Source organism: Paenibacillus sp. FSL P4-0081 (assembly GCF_000758565.1).
Lineage (GTDB): Bacteria > Bacillota > Bacilli > Paenibacillales > Paenibacillaceae > Paenibacillus_AQ > Paenibacillus_AQ phytohabitans.
In genome coordinates this window covers 318,364-330,448 of record NZ_CP009280.1, presented here as the reverse complement: position 1 = coordinate 330,448, position 12,085 = coordinate 318,364, and the positions used below count along the sequence as shown (strand labels likewise).

Here is a 12,085-nt window from a genome sequence, read left to right as displayed (position 1 = left end):
GAATGAGAATACCCGGTATCCGGCAAGCGGCCGCTGGGACTGCCTGCTATGAATACCGGGCGTGCTATGGCCTTAGCTGCTTATTTGGCGGCCAGGAAAGCATCCAGTTGCGTTTGAATTTCTGTAATCACAGCATCCAGGCCTGCGGCCTTCAGCTTGCTGTTCATTTCCTTCAGGACCGGTTCAGGGTGCTTTTCCCCGGAGTACAGGGTGTTCTTATATTGCTTCGTAATATTGATCAGTGCGCCGATCTGCGACTGCACCTTGGTCGAATCGAAGACAAAGCCGATGACCGGCGAAACGGCAGAGTTCTTGTTCCAGTCAGTGTACAGCTGAACGCGGTTCGGATCTTCGTCCTTGTTCAGGTAGTTCAGCAGCACATTGCCGATCATCCAGGAAGATACCGAGTTGTAGCCGCTGTCCGGGATAAACTCCACCGTGCTGTTCTCCAGCTTCTTGTAATGCTTGCCCTCAATGCCGAAGGTCAGCAGGTTGTAGAGCACCGGATCGGTATGGATCAGGTTCATGAACATCATGGCTCGTTCAGGGTTTTTGGAGGTTCTGGAGATGGCGAGCATGGAGCCCTGCAGGCTCTTGGTGCTGACGCCAACCGGCAGCAGCGTCTTGATGATCATCGGCTTCTCGGCGAGCCGGGTCCAGTCATTGGTGGAGGTCGGATTCATATTGCCGTAGACGAACCAGGCTTTGCCGCTTTTGACCGCATCCTTCAGCTCAGTCTTGTCTGTGGCACCGTTCTTGTTAATATAGCCCGCTTCATACCAGCTGCGGATCAGCTTCAGCCGTTCCACAATTTCCGGCGTATCATATTCGTTGAATACCTTCATCGTTTTGTAATCGAGCAGCGTCGGGATTTCATTACTGCCGTCGAGGTCCTCACTTTCCGGATATGCGGTGAACCAGTTCAGACTGTCCGTATGGTTCATGAACAGCGGGGAAAGGGCGGGTTCTTTCTCCTTAATCGTCTTCAGCATCGGTTCAATATCCTCCAGCTTCTTGATGCTGTTCACATCGAAGCCGTATTTATCGACAATCGCTTTGTCAAAAGCAAACCCGACGGACTGGCCCAGCTCCTTCTCAGTGGGAATCGCATACAAATGTCCGTTAACAGTAGCCGCCTGCAGGTAAGCAGGATTGATCTGTGCCTTCGTTTCCTTGGCATAGGTCTCGATCAGCTCTTCCAGCGGCAGATACGCCCCCTTGGCGGCATTGGTCATGAAGTTCCAGGTGTAGACCATGTCGAACACTTCGCCGGACTGGATCATCAGGTTGACCTTATCGGCCGGTTTATCCCAGCTCAGCTGGTTAATCTTGATCGTGGCATTTATTTTATCCTTCAGATACGCATTGATCTCCTGCTCTACAGAAGCCACATCCTTATCCGGCCCGCCGGGCAGATAGAGCGACAGCTCCACCGGTTCCAGCGCATCCGGCGCTTCCGTCCCGGCCGCCTCCGTTGCAGCAGCTTCCTTAGTGGCTGCCGGAGCCGTGGTGCTCTCCCCTGCCTTCTCCGTAGGAGCAGCGGTATTGTTGTTATTTCCGGAGCATCCGGCTAGGGTAAACCCAACCATAAGTACAAGCGACAGCAGTAGACCCGTGACTTTTTTACCTGCCATACTTTGTTTCCTCCCCTTGATTGAACAATATATGCTAATCGGTTGATTCCGAGGTTAGCCTTTAATCGAGCCAAGCGTCAAGCCTTTGATGAAATACCGCTGAAAGAACGGGTAGGCCAGCACGATCGGTCCAATGCCAATCAGCGCCATCGCCATGCGGATCGTTTCCCCCGGTAATTTGGCCAGCTCGGTGGCCGAGCCCTGAATGAGCGCCCCGTTGCGGCTCAGGTAATCCGCCTGGGAGATCATTTTGTACATCAGATATTGCAGGGAATAGAGGTCGGTATCGGTGATGAAGATCATGCTGTTGAACCAGTCATTCCAGTAATGCAGCGTGTTGAACAGCCCAATCGTGGCGAATACCGGCAGGGACAGTGGAAAAACAATCTGGAAAAACGTCCGCAGCTCCCCGGCCCCGTCGATTGTAGAGGCTTCGATCAGCGCAGGCGGTACACTCATCTGGAAATACGTTTTCATGATCAGCACATTGAACGGCGACAGCAGCATCGGCACGATGAGCGCCCAGATGGAGTTCTTGAGATCAAGCACCTGCGTATAGACCATATACCAGGGCACCAGCCCGCCGCCGAACAGCATGGTGAAGAAGATCAGGAAGGCGAAGAATCCCCGGTATCTGAAATCGGTCCGTGAGATCGGATACGCATACAGTGAAGAGATGAATACACTGACCAGCGTTCCGGTGATGGTGACGAAGAACGACACGCCGTACGCTTTTAACACAACGCTGTAATCCTTGAAGATATACGCATAGGCTTCCAGGCTGAGCTTCTCCGGGATAAATTGATAGCCGTTCAGCACGATGTAATCATAGTCGGTAATGGAAATCATGAAGACGAGTACAATCGGCAGCAGGCAGGTAATGGACAGGATGATAAAAATAACATGGAGAATGATGTTGGTAAATCTGGATATTTCGTTATTAGCCACGGATTTCCACTCCTTTTTAGAATACCGCCTGGTCCTTGTCGACCTTGCGCACGATCCAGTTCGAGCCGAGGACCAGGAAGAAGCCGACCACCGATTGATACAATCCCGCTGCTGCGGACATGCCCAGGTTCCCCATATTAATCAGTGCGTTATAGACGTAGGTGTCGATGACCAGCGTTGTCGGGTACAGTGCTCCGGAATTCAGTGTGGTCTGGTAGAACAGCCCGAAGTCGGAGCGGAAGATCCCGCCGATGGCCAGAATCGTTGTGATAATAATGACCGGACGGATCAGCGGAATCGTGATATGCAGGATCTGCTTCCACTTGCTGGCACCGTCGATCAGGGCAGCTTCATAATACTCATTGTCAATGCCGATGATGGCCGCCAGATAGATGACACAGCCATAGCCCACTCCTTTCCAGAGGTTGATCAGCGGAAGAATGAACGGCCAATATTTCGGCTCGGAATACCAGTTCAGCTCATCCAGCCCGAACAGGGCGAAGATCCCTTTATTGATGAAACCGTATTCAACATTCAGAAAGGCGAACACCAGATAACTCACCACAACCATCGACAGGAAGTACGGGAAGAACATGATGCTCTGATAAAATTTGGCGGCCAGCTTATTCTTCAGCTCATTCAGGGCAATCGCGATCGATACGGCAATCACCAGGTTGAGAATAATAAACACAAAGTTGTAGAGCACCGTATTGCGGGTAATAATCCAGGCATCCGAGGTTGCGAACAGGAATCTGAAGTTATCCAGCCCCACCCACGGACTGCCGAGAATACCGTCGACATAGTTAATATTCTTGAAGGCAATAATGATCCCGAACATCGGCAGATAATTATTGACCAGCAAAAAAAGCACACCCGGCAGCAGCATCAGCAGCAGAACTTTGTGCTTCAGCAGATGTCTCAGCATGGCTCCACGCTTCGTGCTCCTGTGTACCGGCAGGCTGGCTCCTGCTTCGGCTACGCTTTTCTTCTCTTGAGTAATCATTCCTTCCGCCTCCTGATTCCTTCAGCAGTCTCTCTCTCTCCCATGACTTAAGTGTAGCCGGAGAACGGCTGATGCTAAATAAGGCCATCTATAATAAAAGTTCAAAATCCTACGGAGTTTAGAATTGTGGATTTGTAGTCATACAAAAAAGGCGCTCCACAATGATAGCTGTGGGGCGCCCCTTTTTAGTTAAGCTGACTCGTAGTTCAGTATCGTCTCATTGCTTACGTCAGTCTATGCACAGACCACACAACGCCCGAGGAGGAACCGCCAAGGTCCAGCGGAATTGTTAATCCATCTGCTGCGTAGAACAGTCCGATTACGTCGCCTGCCGTCAGTTCAAACTCACCCGTTAATGTCACTGTACCGTTCCCTAATATCGTCCGGAGTGACAACAGCAGTGCGATGTTAACATTCAGCAGAGGGAAGAGTCCGGTTACCAAATCTGTTACCGTAGGGGATGTTCTCCGCACTACAAAAGCCGGGTTCACTCCCGCACCCAACGCAACTGAAATCGCAGCCGTAGTACTGTAGTTAATAGTCGCCTCAAACGAATATCTGCCTGTGGCCGGGATCGTGTAGTTACCCGTTGTTTCGTTAAAAGTCGCGCTGTCGTAATAAGGCGTCGTCACCGTCCACCCTGTAAGCTGTGTGCTGGCTGCCGCCGAGAACGAAGGCAGGAATGCCGAGAAGCCTTCCGTTGAGATATTGGGGCCTGTCGCACCGGTGGTTCCGGTTAAGCCCGTGGTTCCGGTGACTCCAGTCACGCCGGTCACACCGGTTGCACCTGTTACGCCTGTTGCTCCCGTTACCCCAGTCGCTCCAGTCACACCTACTCCTGTCGCTCCGGTAACCCCGGTTGCACCCGTCACGCCTGCGTCTCCTGTTGCTCCCGTTACTCCAGTCGCTCCAGTCACGCCAGCTCCCGTAGCTCCTGTAACCCCGGTCGCCCCGGTCACTCCAGCTTCGCCCGTCGCACCAGTCACGCCCGCTTCGCCCGTCGCTCCGGTCACGCCCGCTTCGCCCGTTGCACCAGTCACGCCCGCTTCGCCCGTCGCCCCAGTCACGCCCGCTTCGCCCGTTGCACCAGTCACTCCAGCTTCGCCCGTCGCCCCGGTCACTCCAGCTTCGCCCGTCGCACCAGTCACGCCCGCTTCGCCCGTTGCACCAGTCACTCCAGCTTCCCCTGTCGCTCCAGTCACGCCCGCTTCGCCCGTCGCTCCAGTCACGCCAGCTTCGCCCGTCGCTCCAGTCACGCCAGCTTCGCCCGTCGCTCCAGTCACGCCCGCTTCGCCCGTCGCTCCAGTCACGCCTGCTTCGCCCGTTGCACCAGTCACTCCAGCTTCGCCCGTCGCTCCGGTCACGCCCGCTTCGCCCGTCGCCCCAGTCACGCCTGCTTCGCCCGTCGCCCCAGTCACTCCCGCTTCGCCCGTTGCACCAGTCACCCCAGCTTCGCCCGTCGCACCAGTCACGCCCGCTTCGCCCGTCGCTCCGGTCACGCCCGCTTCGCCCGTTGCCCCGGTCACTCCAGCTTCGCCCGTCGCACCAGTCACGCCCGCTTCGCCCGTTGCACCAGTCACTCCAGATTCGCCCGTCGCTCCGGTCACGCCCGCTTCGCCCGTCGCTCCAGTCACGCCTGCTTCGCCCGTCGCTCCAGTCACGCCAGCTTCGCCCGTCGCTCCAGTCACTCCAGCTTCGCCCGTCGCCCCAGTCACGCCTGCTTCGCCCGTCGCTCCAGTCACGCCTGCTTCGCCCGTCGCACCAGTCACTCCAGCTTCGCCCGTTGCCCCAGTCACGCCCGCTTCGCCCGTCGCACCAGTCACGCCCGCTTCGCCCGTTGCACCAGTCACTCCAGATTCGCCCGTCGCACCAGTCACGCCCGCTTCGCCCGTTGCACCAGTCACTCCAGATTCGCCCGTCGCTCCGGTCACGCCCGCTTCGCCCGTTGCACCAGTCACTCCAGCTTCGCCCGTCGCTCCGGTCACGCCCGCTTCGCCCGTCGCCCCAGTCACGCCTGCTTCGCCCGTCGCCCCAGTCACTCCCGCTTCGCCCGTTGCACCAGTCACCCCAGCTTCGCCCGTTGCTCCCGTCGCCCCGGTCACTCCAGCTTCGCCCGTCGCACCAGTCACGCCCGCTTCGCCCGTCGCTCCGGTCACTCCAGCTTCGCCCGTTGCCCCGGTCACTCCAGCTTCGCCCGTCGCACCAGTCACGCCCGCTTCGCCCGTTGCACCAGTCACTCCAGCTTCGCCCGTCGCCCCGGTCACTCCCGCTTCGCCCGTCGCACCAGTCACTCCAGCTTCGCCCGTTGCCCCAGTCACGCCCGCTTCGCCCGTCGCACCAGTCACGCCCGCTTCGCCCGTCGTTCCAGTTACGCCCGCTTCGCCCGTCGCTCCAGTCACGCCCGCTTCGCCCGTCGCACCAGTCACGCCCGCTTCGCCCGTCGCACCAGTCACGCCCGCTTCGCCCGTCGCTCCAGTCACGCCCGCTTCGCCCGTCGCTCCAGTCACGCCCGCTTCGCCCGTCGCTCCAGTCACGCCAGCTTCGCCCGTCGCACCAGTCACGCCCGCTTCGCCCGTCGCACCAGTCACGCCAGCTTCGCCCGTCGCCCCAGTCACACCAGTGGCTCCGGTCACTCCTGCGTTACCTGTTGCTCCCGTAACCCCAGTCGCTCCAGTCACTCCAGCTCCCGTTGCACCCGTAACCCCGGTTGCTCCAGCCACGCCAGCTTCGCCTGTCGCCCCGGTAATCCCCGTGGTTTCACCTAACAACTCAGCAGATACCAGCCGGTGGGCTGTTACCAGCTGTCCGGTGCTGCTCTTGCCCCACAGTGAAATCTGGATAGGGTCGTCCGTCATATCCTGGGTGACAAACAGAAATTCAAAAGCATCCAGATCCGCATAATAAGTGTTTGTTATCACTTCGTTTGCAGCCACATTCAGCGACTCGCTGACATACACGTTTCTTATTCCCCCGAGCATGTAATAACCCTGTACCAATACCGTAGAAGCTGAAGTACTGCTGCGGTTATCGATTCTGACCGTAACCTGCGTGGTCGGTCTAACACCTCCAACCATATTATTTTCCAGCGGTCCCGTTGATAAGAAGCTCATTTCCCAGTCTCCTTTAATTGCAGATTTAATTGTCCCATACTCTACTTCCTACTCCTGCTGAATCTATCTTTTCCCTCATAGAAGCTATATAGATTGAACTTGAAATGATTCCAATGGGGATGTTGTTGTCCTCCTTGGCTCAAGCTATATAGTACTGAAACTAGCAGTACAAAGATTGATTTATATAGTATTATTCCGGCACTCCCCTTACGGTGTGGACGTTAACGCTCCAATCCGGTACACATCCAGCACAAATGAATAAGCAGACAAAAAGGGACTTTCCCGAAGCCGCCACGGCCCGGTTAAGTCCCTGATTCACAATGGCTATTCTATTCCTGTCCCTTACTCAGCTGGCTCTCCAGACTCTCTGCATTTAGGGGATTATGCGGATCAAAGTCAGGATAGATATACTCCTCGCGCTGAAAAGAGTACCCCGTATCCGCAATGTCGAGCATCTGATTCAGCCGCTCCGTTTCGCTGCGGAGCCCCTCGTCAAGCGGCCTCTCTCCCGAGAGAATCTGCAGATACAGCTGCATCCTCGGACGGTCCCCCGAGTCACGCGGTTCCATGGATACCGAGCTTGGATCATATTGATCCATAATCTGCGGCGAGAGCGGATATATAGACTCAGCGGCATTCGGAACAAATTCCTTGAAGTGCCCCAGCCCCGGTGCAAGACCCGGAACATCGAGAATACCGTCCACCACCGGCAGGGCCAGCGCCTGCTGGAACAGAATGGTCAGGAATTCCCCGGACTGCAGGAATTTCCACACTTTAACCGCCGCCTCCCGGCTTGGAGCTGAACTATTCACAACCAGCGGAGAGTGCGGGATCATCATGAGCGCTCCGCCGCCCTGCTTGGAGGAGTCTGCCACGGGAGGCATTGCAACTCCCCAATCGTCCTTCGGCATATATTCCTGCAGCTTTACATAATCTTTGCTGGTGGCGTACATCATGCCGATATTGCCGTCCGCGAACTGCCGCAGGGCACTGTCACGCTTAAGCAGTGCCTCACCCGGATACAGACTCCCCTCACGCTTCATGTCCAGCACCATTTGCAGCCACAATCTGTATACACTCAGCTCATAACGCCCGGTCTGGTAATTATAAAGATAGTAACCGCTGGAGGTATTGGAGATTTCAAGACCGGTCTGCAGGCTATCCTGGCTGTCTCCGGCAGGAAGCGCGAAGCCGTATTTATTCACGCCCTCTCCTGCCTGGCTGATCCGGGCAGCAGCCTCTTTCACCGCTCCGAAGGTAAGCGGCGGGCGCTCCGGGTCAAGTCCGGCATCGCGGAACAGCTGCTTGTTGTAGAGGAGACGCACGGTATCAACACTGGAGGGCATGAAGTAGATCCCCCCTCTGAACAAAGAACTGTGTGCATAATTCCTGGCCCATGCCGGGAATCTGCTTAAGTCAGCAGTGTTCAATTCAGCAGACATATTAGCCAAATACCCTTTGTTGACATAGGTAGCCAGCCAGGTATTGTCGACACTGAACACATCCGGACCCTGTCCCGAGGTCATCAGCATATTTAAGGTGTCATCGTAGACATCTGCAGCGATATCCATAACGTTAATCTCGATATGATCCGGGTTGGTTTTGTTATATTGACTGATGGCATTCTTCACTTCCAGGTTCTCCGTCCAGTCATACAGGGCGATCTTTACCCGGATGGGCTGCACCGGCACCTCCGCAGGACCCGGACTGAAGTCCACCAGCAGCGGGCGGTCATAAGCAATGGCATACGCTGCAGTCCCGCATAATAGTAAGGCAAGGATATAGAACAGGAACCGTTTCATCTTGCACCTCCTGCGTTGACATCAAGACTCGTTGCGTTTTACAATGTATACCAGCTATTGATTGGTATTTTCCAACAATACCTGATAAATGGCAAGCCGCAAATATCGGGATGCCGGGGGAGGGCTCCAATGAGGAAGCTGTTTGATACGTTGTCGCGGACCCTCTTCTTGTATAATTTCAGCATCCGCAGCCGGCTGATTCTCTACTTCCTGTTCCTCGTCCTGCTTCCGACAACCATTATATCGGTGACGGTATATAACAAATCAGCCGATATTATCACCCGCAATGTTAATACATCCATTGAGAACAACTTCAATCTCGTTCAGGACAATCTGGCCCAGCGGTTCGAGGCCGCCAATAAATCCATGGTATCGCTCTATCTTAATTCAGAATTTGCTGACCTCATCTCCTCTAACCGGCCCACGGACAGCAGCGGAATCATTAATGAGCTGGCTGCCCTGAGCAAAATTCTCGAGAATTTCCCCGCGAACGGTACGTCTGGAAGCAGCTTTGTCCCTATGCTCTATATGCTGAACCGCCCGGAATATACCCAATATAACTTCTCCAGACGTGTATTCAATATCGATCTCATCTCTCTGAAGCCCTGGTATCTCGGCATTCCGGCCCAATCCGATTTCACTGTCGTCGGACTCAGCTCTCTGGATTCCAAGTACACTCTTAAATTCGCAAGGCGCCTGTTCGGCATCCGGCATGCACAGCTGCCCTTTGTCGGACTGCTCACCATCGACATTCCTGTAGCTGAATTCAGCACACTGCTGGAGCATTACAAGCCTACGCCCGGCAGCAAGGTCTATATCGCAGACGGAACCGGTACGATCGCCATCAGTCCGGAGCCGGCCCTGATCGGGCAGAACATCAACACACAGGACTACTACAGCAAGATGAACGCTCCGGCTGACGGTTCTGCGGGTCTGCATTCTTTTCACCAGATGATCGGCGGTGAGAATATGCTTGTCTCCTACCGGGCCATCGACAACACCGGCTGGACCATTCTCTCGTTCTCGCCTGTCCGTGAGCTTAACGGAGAATTAGCCGCCTTCCGCCGGGTGATGTATATCGTGATCGGCATCTGTATGCTGGTCTCGCTCATGATGGCCCTGCTGCTGTCAGAGAATATCTCAGCGCCGATCCGTAAGTTCATCCAGTCGATGTCGCATGCCGAAAGCGGAAATTTCAACATTACCATCCGCTACAGGCGCAAGGATGAATTCGCCTACTTGTTCAACCGCTATAACAAGCTGCTCCAGCAGATTAAGGCGCTGATTGACAAGCTCTATGTGACCGAGCTGCGCAAGAAAGAAGCCGAGCTCCAGACCCTGCAGGCCCAGATCAACCCGCATTTTCTCTACAACACCCTGGATTCGATCAACTGGATCGCCATTAATCACGATATTCCCGAGATCAGCAACATGGTTACCTCCCTCTCGGATTTCTTCAGGTACAGCCTGAGCAAGGGACGGAATATCATCCCGCTCCGCGATGAGCTGCGGCAGGTGGAGAGCTATCTGGAGATTCAGCAGTTCCGTTTCCGGGATAGGCTGGAATATGAACTCGAGGAGACGGACCCCAAGCTGCTGGAGGAATGCCTGGTGGTCAAGCTCAGCCTGCAGCCGCTGGTTGAGAATGCCCTGATTCATGGCATTCAGCAGCGCCGGGGTCAAGGCAGAATCCGCATCAGAGTCGACACTTCACAGGGGATTCTCAGCGTTTCGGTATTTGACGACGGCGTGGGGGCAGACCCGGAGCGGCTGAACCTGCTGCTAACCCATCCGCAGCCGGGCAACCAGTCCTATGGTATCCGTAATGTGCATATGAGAATTCAGCAGTTTTTTGGAGAGTCTTACGGAATCCGTTATTACGCTAATACCGAGGATGGCTGCGGCCTGCTTGCGGTGATCCGGTTTCCGGTGGTGACTATATGGGATGAGGTGAGTGAAGATGTTAACGATGATCGTAGCGGATGATGAGCCGTTTATCCGCAGCAGTCTGATCCACGTGTTCAAATGGCAGGAGGAATTCGGAATTGAGATTATAGGGGAGGCGTCTGACGGGCTGGAGGCCTATGAATTATGCCTGAAGCTTGCACCGGATATTCTGTTCACCGATATTATGATGCCGCTGATGGGCGGTCTGCAGGTGGCCGAGAAGCTGCGGGAAGCAGGCAGTCCTACCAAAATCATTATCATCAGCGGCGCCCAGGACTTCTCCTATGCCCGGGACGCGCTGAAGGTGAATGCCGAGGGATATATTCTGAAGCCGGTGAAATTACCCGAGGTCCGGGAGGTCTTCCATCAGGTTGTCGCTAAGCTTAAGGGAGAACGTGAGCATCAGATGGATGTAGAGCAGCTGAGGAAGCAGCTGCAGGACAGCATGCCGGTGATCCGCGACAAGTTCCTGCAGAATCTGATTGCCGGCCTATACCGGAACGAGGATGAAATTTGGCAGAAAATCGATTATTTCGCCCTCCCCTTCAAGCGGGGGACAGCTTTGACAGCCTGTGTACTGCAGCTGGATGAATACCAGAGCGCAGTGGACAAATTCTCGGAGGAATACAAGCAGCTGCTCTATTTTTCCATTCAAAATATTATCAATGAGTGTCTGGTCAGCCACCCGTGCTCCATCAGCTTCGTCGCCAGCGAGAACGAGTTCATTATGCTTTTCTGCCCGGCAGACGATCCCTCGCCCTCTTCCATCTCAGAAGTATGCGGGCAGATTATCAGTAATATCCGCAAGTATCTGCGGCTGGATGCCTCGGCCGGCATTGGCAGAGCTTGTCCCCTGGCCGGCCAGCTGGAGGACTCCTATAAGGATGCGCTGGCCGCGCTGGTGTACACATTCTATACCGGGCACGGCTCTGTCCTCTACATTAAGGATATCCAGCCGGAAACGGAGACACTGGAGAGCACTTTCTTCTATAAATTCCAGGCCCGGCTCATGAATGAACTGAAGGCAGGCCATACGGGCACCGTCATGGAGCTGATGGAGCAGCTGTTCACCAGACTGGCCGGACCCAAGCTGCAGATCGGATATGTGCAGAGTATTTGTGCCGAGATGATTTTCACCTCCGCCAGGGCCCTGTATGAGATTGATGAGGATACCCGGCTGGTACTGAGTGACCGGATTACAATTATGGATAAGCTGTACCTTCAGAAGAATATTACCGGCCTGAAGGCGTATATGCTGTCGCTTTTTCATGACTTAAGTGCGTATGTAGCAGGCAAGAACACCTCCAAGAACAGCCGGATCATCAGCAAAATCCATTCTATTATCCAGGAAGGCTACGCCTCTGAGCTCTCCATTTCCAGAATTGCCGAGGAGGTATTCCTGACGCCTAACTATATCAGTCTGATCTTCAAGAAGGAGACCGGTGAGACGATTACCGACTATATCACCCGGATCCGTATAGGCAAAGCGAAGGAGCTGCTGACAAGCACAGACCTTAAAGTAATGGAGATTTCCGAACTCGTGGGCTATGAGAATCCCCATTACTTCAGTACGGTTTTCAAAAAAATCGTTGGCCTGCATCCGCTTAAATACCGCTCTGAACAAAATCAGTGATGCTGATC

General features: G+C 54.8%; 7 protein-coding genes. 2 read left to right on the top strand and 5 right to left on the bottom strand.

The genetic code is table 11. The annotated features are described in order from the left end of the window. Nucleotides 1-80: 80 nt before the first annotated feature. From P40081_RS01555 to P40081_RS01535, 5 genes are all read right to left on the bottom strand, one after another. Nucleotides 81-1,634 carry an ABC transporter substrate-binding protein gene (locus P40081_RS01555; RefSeq protein WP_042132847.1) on the bottom strand — a complete coding sequence of 518 codons (1,554 nt, stop codon included), beginning with the start codon at nt 1,632-1,634 and terminating at the stop codon, nt 81-83. A gap of 54 nt (nt 1,635-1,688) precedes the next feature. Beyond that, nucleotides 1,689-2,582: a carbohydrate ABC transporter permease gene (locus P40081_RS01550; RefSeq protein WP_042132846.1), complete on the bottom strand. Its 894-nt coding sequence runs from the start codon at nt 2,580-2,582 to the stop codon at nt 1,689-1,691. 16 nt (nt 2,583-2,598) lie between these two features. Then, a complete protein-coding gene (locus P40081_RS01545) occupies nt 2,599-3,585 on the bottom strand; it encodes an ABC transporter permease (protein WP_042132845.1) in 987 nt (328 codons plus the stop codon). Between the two features lie 224 nt (nt 3,586-3,809). Continuing rightward, on the bottom strand, nt 3,810-6,695 hold the full coding sequence (locus P40081_RS38895; protein ID WP_197074420.1) for a beta strand repeat-containing protein: 2,886 nt from the start codon (nt 6,693-6,695) through the stop codon (nt 3,810-3,812). 329 nt (nt 6,696-7,024) lie between these two features. After that, a complete protein-coding gene (locus P40081_RS01535) occupies nt 7,025-8,497 on the bottom strand; it encodes an ABC transporter substrate-binding protein (protein ID WP_042132844.1) in 1,473 nt (490 codons plus the stop codon). A gap of 129 nt (nt 8,498-8,626) precedes the next feature. Here P40081_RS01535 and P40081_RS01530 point away from each other — a divergent pair, with 129 nt between their 5' ends. Then, on the top strand, nt 8,627-10,483 hold the full coding sequence (locus P40081_RS01530; protein WP_042132843.1) for a cache domain-containing sensor histidine kinase: 1,857 nt from the start codon (nt 8,627-8,629) through the stop codon (nt 10,481-10,483). Continuing rightward, complete coding sequence (locus P40081_RS01525; protein ID WP_042132842.1) at nt 10,458-12,077, top strand: response regulator; 1,620 nt, start codon at nt 10,458-10,460, stop codon at nt 12,075-12,077. The genes P40081_RS01530 and P40081_RS01525 overlap by 26 nt, the downstream gene beginning before the upstream one ends. Nucleotides 12,078-12,085 lie beyond the last annotated feature (8 nt).